General features: G+C 33.0%; 19 protein-coding genes. 9 read left to right on the top strand and 10 right to left on the bottom strand.

Annotated elements, in window-relative coordinates; genetic code table 11:
• Positions 1–138 precede the first annotated feature (138 nt).
• From CXF54_RS06620 to guaB, 8 genes are all read left to right on the top strand, one after another.
• The gene (locus tag CXF54_RS06620) at positions 139–1173 is read left to right on the top strand and encodes a quinone-dependent dihydroorotate dehydrogenase (protein WP_101202931.1); all 1035 of its coding nucleotides are present in this window, start codon (positions 139–141) and stop codon (positions 1171–1173) included.
• Positions 1174–1800: a LysE family translocator gene (locus tag CXF54_RS06615; protein ID WP_101202930.1), complete on the top strand. Its 627-nt coding sequence runs from the start codon at positions 1174–1176 to the stop codon at positions 1798–1800. It begins immediately after the preceding gene.
• 30 nt (positions 1801–1830) lie between these two features.
• Complete coding sequence (locus CXF54_RS06610) at positions 1831–2694, top strand: hydroxymethylglutaryl-CoA lyase (protein ID WP_101202929.1); 864 nt, start codon at positions 1831–1833, stop codon at positions 2692–2694.
• 211 nt (positions 2695–2905) lie between these two features.
• Positions 2906–4114 (top strand): DUF4856 domain-containing protein, encoded by a 1209-nt coding sequence (locus CXF54_RS06605; protein WP_101202928.1) that lies wholly within the window; start codon positions 2906–2908, stop codon positions 4112–4114.
• 86 nt (positions 4115–4200) lie between these two features.
• Positions 4201–5295: an imelysin family protein gene (locus CXF54_RS06600; protein ID WP_232782581.1), complete on the top strand. Its 1095-nt coding sequence runs from the start codon at positions 4201–4203 to the stop codon at positions 5293–5295.
• A gap of 59 nt (positions 5296–5354) precedes the next feature.
• On the top strand, positions 5355–6719 hold the full coding sequence (locus CXF54_RS06595; protein WP_101202927.1) for an HTTM domain-containing protein: 1365 nt from the start codon (positions 5355–5357) through the stop codon (positions 6717–6719).
• A complete protein-coding gene (locus CXF54_RS06590; protein ID WP_101202926.1) occupies positions 6700–9126 on the top strand; it encodes a TonB-dependent receptor domain-containing protein in 2427 nt (808 codons plus the stop codon). The genes CXF54_RS06595 and CXF54_RS06590 overlap by 20 nt, the downstream gene beginning before the upstream one ends.
• A 73-nt stretch (positions 9127–9199) precedes the next feature.
• Positions 9200–10669: an IMP dehydrogenase gene (gene guaB, locus CXF54_RS06585; RefSeq protein WP_090839414.1), complete on the top strand. Its 1470-nt coding sequence runs from the start codon at positions 9200–9202 to the stop codon at positions 10667–10669.
• A 74-nt stretch (positions 10670–10743) separates the two neighbouring features.
• Here guaB and CXF54_RS06580 read toward each other — a convergent pair whose 3' ends face one another.
• Positions 10744–11418, bottom strand: a complete 675-nt coding sequence (locus CXF54_RS06580; protein WP_157823409.1) for a hypothetical protein — start codon at positions 11416–11418, stop codon at positions 10744–10746.
• 315 nt (positions 11419–11733) lie between these two features.
• On the opposite strand from CXF54_RS06580, the gene CXF54_RS06575 reads away from it, so the two are divergent.
• Positions 11734–13257, top strand: a complete 1524-nt coding sequence (locus CXF54_RS06575; protein WP_101202924.1) for a GH3 auxin-responsive promoter family protein — start codon at positions 11734–11736, stop codon at positions 13255–13257.
• Here CXF54_RS06575 and CXF54_RS06570 read toward each other — a convergent pair.
• The 9 genes from CXF54_RS06570 to CXF54_RS06530 all read right to left on the bottom strand — a co-directional run bounded on the left by CXF54_RS06570 (position 13254) and on the right by CXF54_RS06530 (position 19066).
• Positions 13254–13829, bottom strand: coding sequence for a hypothetical protein (locus CXF54_RS06570; protein ID WP_198551047.1), 576 nt, complete (start codon positions 13827–13829; stop codon positions 13254–13256). The two genes, CXF54_RS06575 and CXF54_RS06570, sit on opposite strands and share 4 nt — an antisense overlap.
• Before the next feature lie 154 nt (positions 13830–13983).
• Positions 13984–14964, bottom strand: coding sequence for an alpha/beta fold hydrolase (locus tag CXF54_RS06565; RefSeq protein ID WP_101202923.1), 981 nt, complete (start codon positions 14962–14964; stop codon positions 13984–13986).
• 67 nt (positions 14965–15031) lie between these two features.
• On the bottom strand, positions 15032–15778 hold the full coding sequence (locus CXF54_RS06560) for an SDR family NAD(P)-dependent oxidoreductase (protein ID WP_101202922.1): 747 nt from the start codon (positions 15776–15778) through the stop codon (positions 15032–15034).
• Positions 15779–15840: 62 nt separating this feature from the next.
• Positions 15841–16404, bottom strand: a complete 564-nt coding sequence (locus CXF54_RS06555; protein ID WP_101202921.1) for a TetR/AcrR family transcriptional regulator — start codon at positions 16402–16404, stop codon at positions 15841–15843.
• A 72-nt stretch (positions 16405–16476) separates the two neighbouring features.
• The gene (locus tag CXF54_RS06550) at positions 16477–17322 is read right to left on the bottom strand and encodes an aldo/keto reductase (protein WP_101202920.1); all 846 of its coding nucleotides are present in this window, start codon (positions 17320–17322) and stop codon (positions 16477–16479) included.
• Between the two features lie 118 nt (positions 17323–17440).
• Positions 17441–17779, bottom strand: a complete 339-nt coding sequence (locus tag CXF54_RS06545; RefSeq protein ID WP_101202919.1) for a hypothetical protein — start codon at positions 17777–17779, stop codon at positions 17441–17443.
• A 121-nt stretch (positions 17780–17900) separates the two neighbouring features.
• Positions 17901–18143, bottom strand: coding sequence for a hypothetical protein (locus CXF54_RS06540; RefSeq protein ID WP_090839430.1), 243 nt, complete (start codon positions 18141–18143; stop codon positions 17901–17903).
• Complete coding sequence (locus CXF54_RS06535; RefSeq protein ID WP_101202918.1) at positions 18130–18597, bottom strand: SRPBCC family protein; 468 nt, start codon at positions 18595–18597, stop codon at positions 18130–18132. The genes CXF54_RS06540 and CXF54_RS06535 overlap by 14 nt, the downstream gene beginning before the upstream one ends.
• 97 nt (positions 18598–18694) lie before the next feature.
• The gene (locus CXF54_RS06530) at positions 18695–19066 is read right to left on the bottom strand and encodes a hypothetical protein (protein ID WP_101202917.1); all 372 of its coding nucleotides are present in this window, start codon (positions 19064–19066) and stop codon (positions 18695–18697) included.
• Positions 19067–19084: the final 18 nt, after the last annotated feature.

Raw genomic sequence — 19084 nt, 5'->3', positions numbered from 1 at the left:
TATACGTTTTGTATTCCTTTGAAAGGTTAAGCTAAATTAAATTATTTAACCGTACGTCAAAGTTACGATTATTAAGTTTTTTAGCTTTTGAATTGCTCAATTTTTTAATTAGAATTACTTTTGTGCAAACCTATTACAATGTACAAATCCCTTTTAAGACCTTTCTTTTTTAGTTTCGATCCTGAAAAGATTCATCATTTCACGTTTTCATTAGTAAAAGTGACGTCTAAGATTCCTAGTATGGCATCGTTATATAGACGTTTATATACTATTGAAGACCCTAAGCTAGAACGTAAGCTTTTCGGTTTAACCTTTAAAAATCCAGTAGGATTAGCAGCCGGTTTTGATAAAAATGCGGTGTTGTATAACGAATTAGCAAACTTTGGTTTCGGTTTTATTGAGATAGGTACTGTGACTCCAAAAGGCCAAGCAGGTAATCCTAAAAAACGTCTCTTTAGATTAAAAGACGACCAAGGGATTATTAACAGAATGGGTTTTAATAACGAAGGTTTAGAACAAGCTATCGTTCAGCTTAAAAAAAATAAAGGAAAACTTATTATCGGTGGTAATATTGGAAAAAACACGCAGACTAAACCTGGAGATTATACCAAAGATTATCTAGAGTGTTTTAACGGTTTACATCCCTACGTAGATTATTTTGTACTTAATGTAAGTTGCCCAAATGTGGGGAGTCATGCTAAGTTAAATGATAAGGATTATTTGTTAGAATTAATTGGTACCGTTCAAAAGGCTAATAAGACTTTTGCTAAACAGAAGCCCATCTTACTTAAAATAGCTCCAGATTTAAATGACATACAATTAGACGAAATTATTGCGCTAATTGCCGAGACTAATTTGGATGGTGTAATTGCAAGTAATACCTCTGTAGATCGTTCAAATTTAAAAGCTTCTGAAGCACGTTTAGCAGAAATAGGTAATGGTGGTGTAAGTGGACAACCGGTTAAAGAAAAATCAACAAAGGTTATCAAGTATCTAGCGGATAAAAGCAATAAAGCATTTCCTATTATTGGAGTAGGAGGTATCCACTCGGCACAAGATGCTTTAGACAAGATACATGCAGGTGCTGATTTGGTACAGATTTACACAGGGTTTATTTATGAAGGACCAAGTCTAATAAAAAAGATTAATAAAGCTATTTTAAACAAGCGTTAAATGAATTACGAAATCCTGTTTAGTTTTATATTTGCTACTGTAGCCTTGTCTTTTTCTCCAGGTCCAGATAATATTTACGTATTAATGCAAAGTATTACTAACGGTCGTAAATATGGATTAGCCACGGTTTGTGGTTTAATTTCTGGTTGTTTATTGCATACCACGTTAGTTGCGTTTGGTGTGTCGGCAATAATTAAAGAAAGCGATACTTTGTTTTTTGCAATCAAAGCTTTAGGTGCTTTGTACTTATTATATTTAGCTTATAAAGTCTATAAAAGCGATGCTAAAGTCTCATTAGGTAGTGCGGCTGTCCCTAAAAAAAGCTTAGGACAATTATATAAGCAAGGGGTGATCATGAATGTTTTAAATCCTAAAGTCTCTATTTTCTTTCTGGCTTTTTTTCCAGCTTATTTATATAGTGATACCATAAGCACGGTGACACAGTTTTATGTTTTGGGATTGATTTTTATGGCGACTTCATTTATTGTATTTGCTTTGATAGCCATTTTAGCAGGATATATTTCTGATTATTTAAAACAAAGTAAAAATATTGGGTTGGTTTTAAAGTGGTTACAGATTGTAGTCTTTATTGGGATTGCTATTTTTATATTCCTTTCAGAAAAATAACCTACTTTTATACAAGAATTTAAATCACAAATGTCAAACCAGGTTAAAGTTATAGAATGTCCAAGAGATGCCATGCAAGGCATTAAACAGTTTATACCTACAGCACAAAAAATACAATATATCCAATCTATACTTCGTGTGGGGTTTGATACTATTGACTTTGGTAGCTTTGTATCGCCTAAAGCTATTCCGCAAATGGTGGATACAGCAGAGGTCTTGTCAAAATTGGATTTAAGTCAAACTACTAGTAAATTATTATCTATTGTAGCAAATTCTCGTGGCGCAGCAGAAGCTTGTAAACATCCCGAAATTGACTATTTAGGCTATCCATTTTCTATCTCAGAAAATTTTCAAATGCGTAATACGCATAAAACTATAGCACAGTCTATAGTATTACTTCAAGATATTTTAAACCAAGCAGATGCAGCTAGTAAAGAGGTTGTTGTCTATATATCTATGGGCTTTGGTAATCCTTACGGGGATCCTTGGAATGTTGATATTGTTGGAGAGTGGACTGAGCGTTTAAGCAAAATGGGTGTTAAAATCTTATCTTTAAGTGATACCGTTGGGACTTCTAATCCAGAAAATATAAAGTATTTATTTTCTAATTTAATACCCCATTACAAAGACATCGAGTTTGGAGCACACCTGCATACAACACCAGATACGTGGTTTGAAAAAGTAGATGCAGCATATTTGGCAGGTTGTAAACGTTTTGATGGTGCAATCCAAGGTTTTGGAGGGTGTCCTATGGCAAAAGACGATCTTACAGGTAATATGCCAACAGAGAAAGTATTATCTTATTTAACAGCTAAAAAGGTTAATAATTTAAATGCAATGTCTTTTGAAAGTGCTTATAATGAAGCCTCTAAGATCTTCAAAGCTTACCATTAATTTTTCTTTTATTGTTTCTTTCAATTAAATTGAAAGAATTTTAACGTTACTTAACTTGTAGTCAGTCAACGTGTTAAATAACATTTGTGTTTTTTATTTAAATTTAGTCTAAATAAACTTGCGTAAATTAGTTTTGGTTTTTAAATTTGCATCAAAATTACAAACCTATTTGTAATTAGTCTAAATAACAATAAGAACAAAAATACAAAACATGAAAAAATTTGCATTCGGATTAGCAGCATTAGCCACATTAGCTTTAACCTCTTGCTCAAGTGATGATGATGGTGGAAGTACAGTAATAATAGATAGCGTTACAGCTCCAGATACTTATGTATTTGAAAGAGACGCAGCAAGTACTGTTAGTTTTGGAGGACAAACAACACGTATACAAATGGCTCAAGAAATTGTGTCTGGTTTAGTTAATACTAGTAATACAGAATTAGTTTTAGATAATATGTTTGCACATGTAGCTGATGCTAACGATTTTACTGATGCAGATCTTAATGCTTCAGATAAAAGCGTTAGAAGTAAAGTAGCAGCATCAACAGATTATTTTGCAGCTAATACAACAGATGCAAATACAATCAAATCAACAATGGATGGTTATATCCAATCTCAGGTAAATGATGTTTTTCCAAATTGGGCAACAACTGCAACATCAGGTGTAGCAGGTCAAATACAACAAGCAGGTGGTGGATCTATCCGTTACGTTAACGCAAAAGGTTTAGAGTATAACCAAGCATTTGCTAAAAGTTTAATTGGCGCTTTAATGGTAGACCAAATTTTAAACAACTATTTAAGTACAGCAGTTTTAGATGCAGGAGATAATGTTGCAAATAACGATGCTGATGTTTTAGATGGTACAAATAGTTATACAACAATGGAACACAAGTGGGATGAAGCTTATGGTTACTTATATGGTAACGAAGACAACCCAGCTGTACCAGTATACGAAGCAGATAAGTTTTTAAGCGAGTATGTTGCTAAAGTAGACGGAGATTCAGATTTTTCTGGAATTGCAATGGATATTTACAACGCATTTAAATTAGGTCGTGCTGCAATTGTTGCTAAAAACTATGACGTTCGTGATGCACAAGCTGAAATTATTAAAGCTAAAATTTCTGAAGTAATTGCAGTAAGAGGTATCTACTACTTACAACAAGGTAAAGCTAATTTAGGTACAGATATGGCATCAGCTTTTCATGCTTTATCAGAAGCTTATGGGTTTATCTATAGCTTACAGTTTACAAGAAAGCCAGGTACAACACAACCTTACTTAACAAAAACAGAAGTAGAAGCACTTACAAGTCAGTTAATGACAGGAAATGGTTTCTGGGATGTTACACCAGCAACATTAGATGCTATTTCTGATACAATTTCTGCAGAGTTTGACTTTACAACAGCTCAAGCAGGAAGTTAATAATTAACATATATTTAAATAGAAGACGTTGTGCATTAAACGTCTTCTATTGTTATTTTTGCACATTGAAAAGAAAATTGATAATTATGAAAAAGTTAGTTTACATTTTTACATTAATGTTAGTCGTAGTGGCTTGTACAGAATCTGATGATACAGGTAGTGGTACAAGTAACTCTGATGACTATAATAGGGTTGCAATGCAAACCAATTTAGCAGATAATATAATTATTCCAAGACTTCAAGACTTAAAATCAAGTTTAGAAACCTTGACTACTGTTGGTACTACTTTTACAGCTGCACCAGATCAGACTAGTTTAGATAATTTAAGAGCTGCTTTTGTTAGTGCTTATAAAGATTGGCAATTAGTGGAGCCTTTTAATATCGGTCAAGCCGAAGTTATGCTTTACGGTTTTCAAATGAATGTGTATCCAACAACAACTGAAGATATTGAAGCAAATATTGCTAATGGTACTTATGATTTGTCAGCGGTTGGAAATAATGATGCAGTAGGTTTTCCTGCGGTAGATTATATGTTACATGGTATAGCTGCTACAGATGCAGATATCTTAATTAAGTATGCGGATGCAAATTACAAAACATACTTAACAGATTTAATTGCACAAATGAATAGTTTAACACAAACCGTGTTATCTGATTGGACTGGTAATTATAGAGATGTATTTGTTAACAGTACAGAAAACACTGTGTCAAGTGCCGTAAATAAGTTTATTAATGACTATATTTTCTATTTTGAAAAAGGGTTACGTGCTAATAAATTTGGTATTCCTGCAGGTGTATTTTCTTCAGGCCCTTTAGCGGATAAAGCAGAAGCTATTTATAACGGAACCATCTCTAGAGATTTAGCAATTATTGCGCTAGATAATGTTCAGAATATCTTTAATGGTCAGGCAACAAATGCGTCTGCAACAGGAGAAGGTTTTTATAAATACCTAGTAGCTTTAGACAGAACAGATTTAGCAACATTAATTAATACTAGAATTGATGATGCTAGACAAAAAATACAAGTTTTAAATGCGGATTTAAAAACGCAAGTAGAAACTGACAATACAAAAATGACTGAAGCTTACGATGCGTTACAACTAGTAGTTGTGTCTTTTAAAGTAGACATGTTACAAGCGTTTAATGTAAGTGTGGATTACGTAGATGCAGACGGAGATTAATATTAAATAACACTAATTTATTAAAGGTTGATTTAAAAGAATCAACCTTTTTTTGTATTATGGATTTTAGCTTAAAAACATATCTTAACAAAACTACGGATGCAGCACCTTTAGCTGTGTTCAGGATTGGATTTGGAATAATGATGTGTTATGGTATGATCCGTTATTGGTTAAAAGGATGGATTGAAACGGTATATATCCAACCAAAATTTCATTTTAAATATTACGGATTTGAGTGGGTTAATACCTTAGGTAATTACACCTATTTATTATTTTTAATCTGCGGTGTATCTGCCTTATTTGTGGCTGTAGGTTATAAATACAGATGGGCCATTATTACTTTTTTTATTAGCTTTACTTATATAGAGTTAATGGATAAAACCACCTATTTAAATCATTATTATTTTATAAGCATCCTTAGCTTTTTAATGATTTTTTTACCAGCTAACAAATTCTTTTCTATAGATACTTATCGCTCTAAAGTAAGTTATAATACCATCCCTAAATGGACTATTGATGGTATTAAACTACTACTAGGTATTGTTTACTTTTATGCAGGATTGGCAAAAATAAATAGTGATTGGTTATTAAAAGCACAACCTTTAAAAATATGGTTACGCTCTAAATACGATTTGCCACTTATTGGCGAGACTATTATGCAACAAGATTGGTTTCATTATGCTATGAGCTGGTCCGGAATGTTATATGATTTACTAATTCCGTTTTTCTTACTGTACAAACGCACACGATTTGTAGCCTTTATAATGGTTATTTTCTTTCATGTGTTTACCCGTATTTTGTTTCCTATCGGTATGTTTCCGTTTGTTATGATTGTAAGTGCATTAATCTTCTTTGATGCCCCGTTTCATCATAAAATTATAAACAAATTCAAGTCGCTAACCGGCTTTATTTCCGCGAAAGCGAAACCCATAAACTACAAATCCACTTATAAAGTAAGGTTTAGTAAAGTAATACTACCAATACTAGGGGTGTTTGTTGTGCTTCAATTAGTATTACCGTTTAGATATCTATTATATCCAGGGGAGTTATTTTGGACGGAAGAAGGCTACCGCTTATCATGGCGTGTGATGTTGATGGAAAAAATGGGAAACACAACGTTTAAGATTAAGGATGAAGAAGGACATATGTTTTTAGTAAATAACGCTGACTTTTTAACGCCATTACAGGAAAAACAAATGAGTTTTCAACCTGATTTTATATTAGAATATGCACATTATTTAGGAGACCATTTTACAAAGCAAGGACATAAAGGTGTGCAAGTGTATACTAAAAGTTATGTGGCTTTAAATGGTCGATTAAGTCAATTATTTATTGATGAAAGCGTAAATTTGTACCAAGAAAAAGAATCGTTTAAACATAAACACTGGATTTTACCATTTACAGATGAAATTAAAGGACTATAATCTATTACTATTATTGATGTTATCTGCTTTTAGCATGTTAGCACAACAGCAAATTTCTGGAACGATTACTAATCTTCAGGGCAGTGCGCTGGAAGATGTTGGGGTGTATGATAAAACATCTGGCTTATTAACTAAGTCTGATGCTAACGGTTTTTTTACTTTTGAAACAGAAAAGGAGACTTTAGAGTTAACCTTTTTTGATTACGAATATCAAGTGTTTGAACAAACAGTACTGTCTACCAATGCTAAAAGTTTAAAAATAAAATTAGCGCCTTTAGCAGAAACAACGTTGTCTGAGGTCGAAATTACATTAAGAAAGGCAAAACTGTTTAGTTTAAAACAACTGAATGATGTGGAAGAAACAGCTATTTACGCAGGTAAAAAAACGGAGGTTGTTTTAATAGATCAGTCTATGGCTAACCTTGGGGCAAATAATGCTAGACAATTATATAGTCAAGTAGCTGGATTAAACATTTACCAAAATGATGATGCTGGTTTACAATTAAATATTGGAGGTCGTGGATTAGATCCAAACAGAACAGCTAACTTTAATACGCGTCAAAATGGGTACGATATTAGTGCAGATGTTTTAGGGTATCCAGAGAGTTACTACACACCAACAGCAGAGGCGTTACAAGAAATACAAATAGTTAGAGGTGCCGCATCGTTACAGTACGGAACACAATTTGGTGGTTTGGTTAATTTTAAAATGAAAACACCAAATAAAGAAAAACCTTTAGAGCTAATTACTAGAAATACCATTGGAAGTAATGGGTTGTACACCAACTTTACTAGTGCTAATGGTACTAAAGGCAAATTTAGTTATTACACGTTTTTTAACTATAAAAAAGGGGATGGATTTAGAGATAACTCTAATTTCGAGTCTAAAAATTTTTATGCGCATTTAGGGTATCAGTTTAATGATAAAACAAAGCTAGAAGGAGAGGTGACGTACTTAAGGTATTTAGCTAAACAAGGTGGTGGTTTATCGGATGCTGCTTTTAAGGAAGATCCATACCAAAGTAACAGAGCACGTAACTGGTTTCAGGTAGATTGGTTATTGTATAATTTAAAATTGTCTCATAAATTTTCTGAAAACACAAACTTTACATTTAATGCCTTTGGATTAAATGCGTCTAGAGATGCTTTAGGGTTTAGAACTAACCGTGTGGATCAAGCAGATGATAACGGTGTTAGAGATTTAATTAAGGGACAGTTTGATAATTTTGGTTTTGAAACTAGAGTTTTGACTAACTATAATTTGTTTAATAAAAAAGCAATTGGTCTTTTGGGGGCTAAGTTTTATAAGTCAGAGAACACAGCAGAACAAGGTCCAGGAAGTGATGGTATTGATCCAAATTTTGATTTTCAGTATGATACCTTTCCTAACTATTCTAACCAATCGGATTTTACTTACCCCAATTTAAACGTTGCCATTTTTGGAGAAAACATTGTGTATTTAAATGATGAGGTATCTATAACTCCTGGTTTTAGATTTGAATATATTAACACACAAAGTGATGGTTATTTTAGACGTATAAATACAGATGCTGCTGGAAATGTTATTTTAAATGAAAAAATTGAGGATGACTTAACAAGAGAACGTTCTTTTGTGCTATTAGGTTTAGGTGCAAGTTATAAGCCAAGCACATCTTTTGAGTTATACGGAAACGTGTCTCAAAACTACAGATCAGTAACATTTACAGATATTAGTATTACCAATCCTGCATTTGTAATTAGTCCTGATATTGATGACGAAAGTGGTTTTACTGTAGATGCCGGAGTAAGAGGGCGTGTGTCTAACAAAATATCTTATGATGTTAGTGCCTTTAGTTTATTTTATAACGACCGTATTGGGTTTATACAACGTGGTTTTGCTGATGGAAGTGTTAAGAGCGAAAGAGGTAATGTAGGTGATGCTATGATGTATGGTGTGGAGAGTTTAGTCGAATTTAATTTAGAAAATCTATTACTTAACAATGAAGACTATATTTTTAACTATTATGTTAATATGTCTTTTGTAGACTCTGAGTATACTAAATCTGATGAAAACGGAGTAGAAGGTAATAAGGTAGAATTTATACCTAACTATAATTTTAAAACAGGGATTCGTCTAGGATATAAAGACTTTTTATCTAACATACAATACACATACTTATCGTCTCAATTTACAGATGCTACAAACTCGACAGAAGGAAACTTAAGTGGTGTTACAGGAGAGATTCCCGCATATGATGTTTTAGATGTATCGTTTTCTTACAAGTACAAGCAGTTTAAGTTAGAAGCCGGAGTAAATAACCTTTTAGATAACGCGTATTTTACAAGACGCGCTACAGGATATCCTGGTCCAGGAATTATTCCATCGGCTAACAGAAACTTTTATACAACGTTAGAGATTAAATTTTAACTAACTATACGTTAATTATGCTTTTTGATTAATATTTAAAACGTATCTTTACTCGCAATTAATTCTAATTGCAATGACAGCACACGAAAATAAAATAGTAGGCGAAGGATTAACTTACGACGACGTCCTTTTAGTACCTGCTTTTTCTGAAGTTCTTCCTCGCGAAGTCAACATTCAATCAAAACTTACACGCAACATTACTATCAACGTTCCAATAGTTTCCGCAGCTATGGATACTGTTACAGAAAGTCAAATGGCAATTGCTATGGCTAGAGAAGGTGGTATAGGTGTATTACATAAAAACATGACTATAGAGCAGCAAGCTACTAAAGTGCGTAAAGTAAAACGTGCAGAAAGTGGTATGATCATAGATCCTGTAACGTTACCAATGACTGCAGTAGTTGCAGATGCTAATAATGCAATGCGAGAGCATGGTATTGGAGGTATCCCGATAGTCGACGATAACGGACTGCTAAAAGGAATTGTAACAAATCGTGACTTACGTTTCGAACATGAAAAAAACAGACCAATTGTTGAGGTAATGACTAGCGAGAATCTAGTTACTGCTCCAGTTGGAACGTCTTTAAAAGATGCCGAAAAAATATTACAACAACATAAAATTGAAAAGCTTTTAATTGTTGAAGGCGATAAGTTAGAAGGTTTAATAACCTTTAGAGATATTACTAAACTAACGCAAAAGCCAATAGCAAATAAAGATACTTTTGGACGTTTACGTGTTGCAGCAGCAATAGGTGTTACAGGAGACGCAGTAGCGCGTGCCGAAGCATTAGTAAATGCAGGTGTTGATGCCATAGTAATTGATACAGCGCATGGACATACTAAAGGTGTGGTAAATGTGTTAAAAGAAATCAAGAAAAAATTCCCACAATTAGACGTCATTGTTGGTAACATAGCAACAGGAGCAGCAGCTAAGTATTTAGTTGAAGCAGGAGCAGATGCAGTAAAAGTTGGTATTGGACCAGGTTCTATATGTACAACTCGTGTAGTTGCAGGTGTTGGTTTTCCTCAATTTAGTGCAGTGCTAGAAGTCGCAGCAGCAATTAAAGGAAGTGGTGTACCAGTAATAGCAGATGGTGGAATTAGATATACAGGGGATATTCCTAAAGCATTAGCAGCAGGAGCAGACACAGTTATGTTAGGGTCTCTGTTAGCAGGAACAAAAGAAAGTCCTGGTGAAACTATTATATACGAAGGGCGTAAGTTTAAATCGTATAGAGGTATGGGATCTGTAGAAGCTATGAAGCAAGGTAGTAAAGACCGTTACTTCCAAGATGTAGAAGACGACATTAAAAAACTAGTGCCAGAAGGTATTGTTGGACGTGTACCTTACAAAGGAGAACTATATGAAAGCTTACACCAATTTATAGGAGGTTTAAGAGCAGGTATGGGATATTGTGGAGCAAAAGACGTTGCCACTTTACAAGAGACAGGACGCTTTGTTAAAATTACCGCTTCAGGTATTAACGAGAGTCACCCTCATGATGTTACTATTACTAAAGAATCGCCTAACTATTCTAGATAGGTCTTAGGTTTATATAATATAAAAAAAGCACAACCATTGGTTGTGCTTTTTTGGTTTGAACTAAAATCAAACTCTTAATTATTAGTGATTTTTGTTAATTCTCTAGACGATCGTAGTTTTCCTTTTTTGCTATAGTTTTCACTTTTAACAATTCCAATACCTTTAACGTACCATTCTATTCCAGAACCTCTAAATTTTATAATTCCCATTTGAAAAACATAATCAAAAGATACTTTGTAACCATCAAATGTCCCTGCTTTAATCGTTAGAGAATCTTTTGCTAAAATCTTTCGGTTAAGTACTGACATGGTTGCAATGGAAGCCGAATTGTCTTCATCTCCAATAGCTAAATCAATGTTTCCATCTTTTAAAACAGTACCAACTTCCATATTATCCGGAAACTCTAAGAAGTCTCCTGTAGCTTTGATCTTAAAAGCACTATTGTTATCCTTACTTTGAAGCGCTGTATAATTAGACATGTCAACATAAAAATCACCATTAATACATTTTAAAATGTAGTCCTTAGCTTCTTTGTCTTCTACAGATTTGATGTATATAGTTAGATTACCATCTTCGTTTGCTACAGACTCTATAGAATGGCTTTCAACAGATAATTCCTTACCTTTTTTATTATAGTTAGTATACTCTAATGTCATACCTACTTTATAAGGAGAGGTTTCTTCACACGTTTGTGAAAAGCCATGCTGAGTAACTATTAAAAGTAAAAACAAACTTAGTATTTTAGTCATGATTTTGATATTAAGTGGAACTGTGATTTTATAACGACTTATTGTATTATTATAGTAACCAAAGTTAATAGGTTTCTCTTGAAAATTCAAATGTAAATTATTGATTTTTAGTTTGTTTGATTAAATATTTTGTAAAGTAGAGGTGGTTTTAGATCTCTTAATAAAAAAAGAACCCTCAATTACGTTAGTGTTAATGTTACTATAACGCAATATGTAAAGTGTATTATTCTTACTATTTTAATGCTATCAAATTAGTAAAGAGATTAACTCTATGGTAATTTAAATAGTAAATTAATATTAGCAATCGTATTTAGCATGGAAATTATAGGAAACATTATCAAAGGAGCCATTACAATAAAGGAAGCATTAACACCAGACGTTAATCCTATAGAGGCACAAGAGCAAGTATTACAACATTTACTATCTACAGCTAAAGACACCTTATTTGGTAAACAGTATAATTTTGAGGCTATCAGTAATGCACAAAATTCTAAAGTGGCATTTGCGAATAGTATTCCCTATTTCGATTATAATCAAATTAATGACAAATGGTGGTCTAAATTACATGAGGGATTAGCGGATGTAACTTGGCCTGGTAATCCATCTTATTTTGCTTTAAGTTCCGGTACAACAGGAAAGACTAGCAAACGTATTCCGGTTACAGATGCTATGTTATCTGCAATTAAACAGGCAGGAATTGACCAAGTAACAGCACTTAGTAATTTTGATTTGCCTGCCGAGTTTTTTAGTAAAGAAGCTATGATGTTGGGTAGCTCTACAGATTTAACCGAAAAAGAGGACCATTTAGAAGGAGAGATTAGTGGTATTACAGCTAGCAATATTCCGTCATGGTTTAAAGGCTTTTATAAACCGGGCGAAGATATTGCCAAAATAGACGATTGGGATAAACGTGTGGCAACAATAGCTAAGCGTGCAAAACAATGGGATATTGGCGCTTTAAGCGGAATTCCGTCATGGATGGAACTGATGTTAAAAACAGTTATTGATTACCATGAGGTAGATACTATTCACGATATATGGCCAAACCTTCAAGTATATACTTCTGGTGGTGTTGCTTTTGGACCTTATAAAAAAAGTTTTAATGCTTTATTAGGAAAGCCTGTAACGGTTATTGATACCTATTTAGCTTCAGAAGGATTTTTAGCATTTCAAGCTAGACCAGAAACAGAGGCGATGCAGTTGGTTACAGATGGTGGTATTTATTTTGAATTTGTGCCTTTTAAACCTGAATATATTAATCTGGACGGGTCATTAAAAAATGAAGCTCCAAGCGTCACTTTAAAGGACGTCCAATTAGATCAGGACTACGTAGTCATTATTAGTACCGTAAGTGGTGCTTGGCGTTATTTGATTGGAGATACTATAGAATTTACTGATGTAGAACGTGCGGAAATTAAAATTACTGGTCGTACTAAATTCTTTTTAAATACGGTGGGCTCTCAGTTGTCCGTAAATAAATTAGATGATGCTATCAGACATTTGGAAGAAACATTTAATACTACAATCCCAGAATATACTTTATGTGCTAAACGTTTTGAGGATGGCTTTTACCATAGTTGGTATTTGGGGTCTGAAGGTTTAAAAGAAGATACTTTGACTATTGTAGCTACATTGGACAAATTTTTAAAAGATGCTAATAAAAATTACAGAGTCGCTAGAGGAAAAGCGTTAGAAGGCGTAAAAGTTAAGGTAATAGATCCTCATGTTTTTGCAGAGTGGAGTGGTACTAACAAGAAAAAAGGAGGACAGGTTAAAATGGAACGTGTTATGGGAGAAGATAAGTTTAAAGAATGGGAAGCATTTACTAGTAGACACTAAGACTTAGATAAGTTAGCATCTCTTTGATTTATAATTTCCATAATTTCTTCTGGAGACAAATAGTATTTTTTGATTCTTGCAATATAGGATTGATCAATATTTGCTTGACTTAGTATAAAATCTTTAGTTTTTAAAATGTAGTCTTCCATTCCTGATTGGACAGCATAAGTATCAGCAGACCGTTCGGCAGCTGCAATATGGTTGTCTGATAGTAGATACTTAACACCAAACCACATTAGGTTTAGGTTGCTTCGGTTTTTGTAATCCATAACGTGACCTAACTCGTGACCAATCCAGCCAATCAATACGTCCTTTGGCATGCCTTTAGTATAATACACTTCGCCAGAAATTTTCACAGTTTCGCTTATAAAAATATTATACGATCGTTTTCCTTTCCGTTTCAAAAAACTGCTAGCAGTTGGTTGTGCTTGCATGGTCGATTTTTTTATATTCTTTTTGAATTCAAAATTAATTGCAGTGTCTTTTAATTCAGGGTAATAAGATAAAGCAGTTTCTACTTCATCTTTAATAGATTCGGGTATTGTAGATTGTGGATATAGTACGTTTGTCATTAGTATTAATACAGTTAGTTTAATTAACATCATGTATTTAATATAAAAGATAATAGGTTAAGACAAAACCATTTAACTTTATACTGCTATTTTTTAACAAATAGAAATCAAATAATAGCACAACGTTTGGTTGTGCTATTATAAAGTAAGATGATTATTTAATTCCGTTTTTATCTAAAAAATGTAATATGTGTGTCGCTATTTCTCTGGTTTTTTCTTCTGCAGCAAAATGTCCTGCATCTAAAAGGTGGAGTTCCGCATTTGGCAAATCTTTTAGGTATGCTTTGGCACCATTAGCATTAAACTTTAAATCCTTTTTGCCCCAAACAATTAGTGTCTTAGGTTGCTCTTTCTTTAGCATGTTTTGCCATGTTGGATAGCTTAATAGATTGGTATTATAATCTTTAAATAACTGTACTTGGATGTTTCGGTCTTTTTCAGAATTTAGAAATGCCAAATCGTGTATCCAAGCATCAGGACTTTGAGTATTTATATTATTACTATCTAAGTCAAATAAATACTGTTTGTTTATTATGGCCTCTTTACTTGTTAAACTGTATAGAAAATCATGCTCTTCTTTAGATTTATCTGTTTGTGCTTTTCTAAAAAAGACTTGTCTATTTGGTGTTAAACCGTCAAGGTAAGCATTTGCGTTTTGTACAATTAGAGCCTCAATTTTATTTGGGTTGTCTAACATCATTCTGTACCCCACAGGAGCGCCAAAATCTTGCATATACATTACGTAATTATCTATGTTGAGGTGCTCTAAAAGCTTTTGTGTGTAATTAGCTAGTAAGTCAAAAGTGTACTGTGTTGTTTCAGGATTTAAATGCGTACTGTAGCCAGACCCAAGATTATCAGGTGCAATGACATAGTAGTGACTAGATAACATTGGAATCAAGTGTCTATACGAGTGTGATGACGATGGATAACCATGTAATAAAACTATAGCCGGATTCTTTTTATCGCCAGACGCTCTGTAAAATAATTTAACACTATCAATTGTAGCATAATTATAGGTAGTTGCTGGTGGTAAAAAATATTGGTTGTCCTTGTTTTTATTGGTCTTTTCTATAGCAGTATTACAGTTAAGTAGTGTCAAGCTTATTACACAAATTAGGAGTAAAGATTTCATTAGAAATGTTTTTAAATTAAAAATAGCGATTTATGTAGTAACACAAACCGCTATAATGTTTTAATAATTAGTTACGTCCTGCCATAACACCACCATCTGTATCCCATATAGCACCAGTAACCCAAGCAGCTTTATCAGATAATAAAAATAAAATACTATTAGAGACATCTGAAGCTTCTCCAAATCGTCCAATAGGGTGGAAATCATTAAACCCAACTAATGCTTTATCAGCAGCTTCTTTTCCGCCAAAAACACCATGATAAACAGGGGTGTTTACTAAAGCAGGAGAAACCGCATTAACACGGATATTATCTTCTGCTAATTCCATTGCTAAATGTTTAGTTAAGGTGTGTAAACCTGCTTTTTGCATTGAATAGGCTGTAGATGGTGTTGCTTTTACAGCTTGTTTAGCCCACATTGAACCAACATTGACTATAGCGCCTCCTGCTGTTGCTTTCATTTTTTTAGCAGCACTTTGCGTGATAAAAAAGAAACCTCTGTTTAGATCTAAATAGGAGTTGTAGTCTTCCATAGTGTGATCTAAAAAAGGTTTTGGTCCAAAGATACCTGAAGCATTTACTAAATAATCTAAATTATCTAAGGCATCAATACTACCGATTAAGTCTTCTACTTCTGTCGTGTTGGAGATGTTGACGGTGTGCTTTATCAAATTAGGAGCATCATCAATTTTAGCGGTGTTTCTACCTACAACATGCACTGTTGCACCACCTGCTAAAAGCGCATTTGTTGTTGCATTACCAATTCCGCTTGTTCCTCCAATTACTAGAGCTACTTTGTTTTCAAATTCTTTCATTTTTATTTACTTTAATTATTAATTATAGACAGACAAGTCTGTCTATTGTTGTTTAAATTTTTTTAGTTTAATATTTTGGTGCACAGGTTTTTGGACTCTTTAATAGGCCAGTCTGCTTGGTGTAAGTGGCTTTCGCCTACAGCGCTTTCATATAATAAATAGATTTGTCTAGCTAGAGACTCGGTTTGAGTTTTACTCAGCCCTTCTAGGTTAGCTGTGATAAGTGTATTGATTAACTGAATAAAACTATTTTTTTGAGATTGAATCTCTGTTCTAATTCGATCGTTGTCTCTTGGTATTTCTGAAACTGTTTTAATACACCAACAGCCATTAAAATCTTTATCCATAAAAAAGAGGTTCAGAAAATCGAAAATAGCCAATATTTGATCTTTCCCTTTTTGTTTAGTTGCTGTATAGGTTTCAATATCTTTTAAAAAGCTTGTGTTTTTAAATTGAAGGTAGGCTAAACAAATATCTTCTTTAGATTTAAAATGATTGTAAAGTGTAGCTTTAGCAATTCCTGTTTCCGAAATAATCTCATTAATGCCCGTCAAGTTATATCCGTTCTTATAAAATAAGTAGGAGGCGGTTTCAATGATTCTATTTTTTACTTCAGATTGTTTCACAGGACAAATATATAATAATATTTCTAAAAAGTAGACAGGTCTGTCTACTTTTTAGAAAAGTATAGTTTTTATTTAACTAATACGGTCAGGCCAAAAATTAGGATGCTCTCCACTAAACCCCATTTTTGGTAATGCATTGATAACTTCCATGTCGCTTTGCGATAATTCAAAATCAAAAAGATCTAGGTTTTCTTCCATGCGATTTGGAGAGGTAGACTTTGGTATTATAATTACATTATGCTGAATAACCCAACGTAAGCAAATCTGTGATACTGATTTATTATGCTGTTTAGCAATGTCCTTTAAAACTTGATTGTCAAATACTTTTCCGCGTGCTAAAGGTGACCAAGACTCAACGGTTATATTTTTAGCTTTACAGTAATCAGTTAATTCTTGTTGCCAATACCCCGGATGGAACTCGATTTGATTAACAGCTGGAATAACTTTAGCTGTTTTAAATAAAGCTTCTAAATGTTCTTGAAAAAAGTTACTTACTCCTATAGACTTGATTTTACCTTCGGCTTGCAATTCTTCCATTGCGCGCCAGCTTTCCGCATTAGCGTGTTGCCAATTATCGTAATTTTTAGCATTAGCAGGCCAATGTATTAGGTATAAATCAATGTAATCTAACTTTAATTTTTCTAGAGATTTATTAAATTCGGCTTTAGCCTCTTTATAATTTAAATGTGTTCTCCATAATTTTGTGGTAATATATAATTGTTCTCGTGCTATACCACTAGCTTCAATACCTTTAGCAACAGCCTCTTCGTTACCATAAATTGCTGCAGTATCAAATAATCGATACCCTTTATCTATGGCGTTTTTTACAGATTGAATCCCTTCTTGGTCAGTACATTTGTACGTTCCAAAACCAATAAGAGGTATTTTAGAGTTGTCGTTTAAGGTAAGGTGTGTCATGATTTTATTTTTATGAAACAATAAAGAACAAGATAAGCTTTATCTTAATTTTAGTAAAATACAAGATTGCTTTTAACAGCTTTTTAGCACATAGACCAGTATGCCCGTGTATTGTTAATTATTCTTTGCTTTGGTCCTGAATACAAGTGATGTCTACAATTTGACCAGCCATACAAATACCAACAAGGTCGTTGTTTTTGGTATAGCTAAACGTTATATTTTTGTTAGCGGTCAATGCTATATTAAAGCGTTTAAGATTTGTTGGATTAACTTTTTTGCCATCTTTAAGCTTAATCATCCAACCACAACCATCTAATCCAGTCATGTCAATAAGTGTTCCTTCAACACTATTTATACAGTCTTCTGTTTTTAAGGTAGTCGTTTTAGTATTAACACAAGATGAGGTCACAAACACAAGTGCTAATAGTAAAAGAAGGTGTTGTTTTAGTGTATTCATGTATTAAGTGGATTATCGTAATCAATCTAATATAATTGTTTTGTACAACTGTAAGTTGATCATTGTAGAGTAAAAAAAACACAACGATTAGGTTGTGCTTTCAAATTTTATATTTTATTAGTTATTGTTCTGGACTGTAAATTTCACCTCTATGTGGTTTTAAGGCATCACGTACGGGTTTCATTTCAGATTCATTTACAACCATAAATGCAATACTTAACATATCGTTTATTTGCTGAAACCCAGTAATATTTAATTCTGTTTTTTCTATTGCAATATATTCTTTTAGGTGTATTTCGTGGTGTTCGGCAATTTTTAAGGCGTCAGGACCTCTAAAGTCCCATATTAGTTTAAGTTGTCTCATTTTCTTGTTTACTAGTTGTAATGTTTTCAGCAAAATGTTTAAAATCTACTAAATACTTTTTAGATTGTTTTTTAAATGCTTTTGGCATTAATAGTAACATCATTCGTGTTCTAAATCTGGTCGGAGCAAACTCATTATTACTAACCCATTTAGTTGTGTTACTATCTAAAGCTTCAAAATAATTTTCTTGTATGTTGTGCATACCATCCATGTCATAATTAACATGAAATGTTTTTCCTAATTCCTTTTGTGCTATGGTTTCTGTTAAGCTTATTTTTCGCTTACCAAATACATAATTTAATCTCATTTTAGATCCCACTTTTCCTAAATCTCCAGAAACGTGTTCAAAGCTTTCAAGACCGTCTTGCCAGTGTTTTTTAGAGTTGTGGTCTTCAAGTAAGTCAAGGCACTCATATAAAGGCTTATTGATAATTATTTGAGTAGTATATTTCATTGTCATTACTAAATGGGATTCAAAATTATAAAAAAAATAGCGATTGTAAAATTACAATCGCTAAAGGTTTAAATATATTGGTTAAAGCAGTGTTTTGTTATAATACGACTTTTAACGAATGTCTAAATTTTGGAGTTTCAATAACTATAATGCTAATTTGATTTTTTGGTAAGTCTAATGTTTTTCTAAATGTATTAGTAACATCAATGTCTGATAGTCTAAGTATTTCCTTTCCTAAAATAGAGTAGGCCTTTATGGTTACTTTTCCTTTATAGTTTGAAATTAATAATTGGTTTTTGACCATTTTTGCAGAAAAATCTGCTGTTTTATTATCTTGTAAGTCTGAAGCATCAATAACTGAAACCATACTGACATCAGTAAGGTTGTTGTTATTAAATGGTGTTGCTTCTTCTGCTAAAGTAGCATTGAAAACAAAAAGCAATAAAATTAAAATGTAGTTTTTAGCCATAATCAATAATCTATTCAA

Origin of the sequence: Olleya sp. 1-3, assembly GCF_002836085.1 — a bacterium.
In the GTDB taxonomy this organism is placed as follows: domain Bacteria; phylum Bacteroidota; class Bacteroidia; order Flavobacteriales; family Flavobacteriaceae; genus Olleya; species Olleya namhaensis.
Note: the sequence above shows the minus strand (reverse complement) of the source record. Positions and strands in the feature narration are given on the sequence as shown.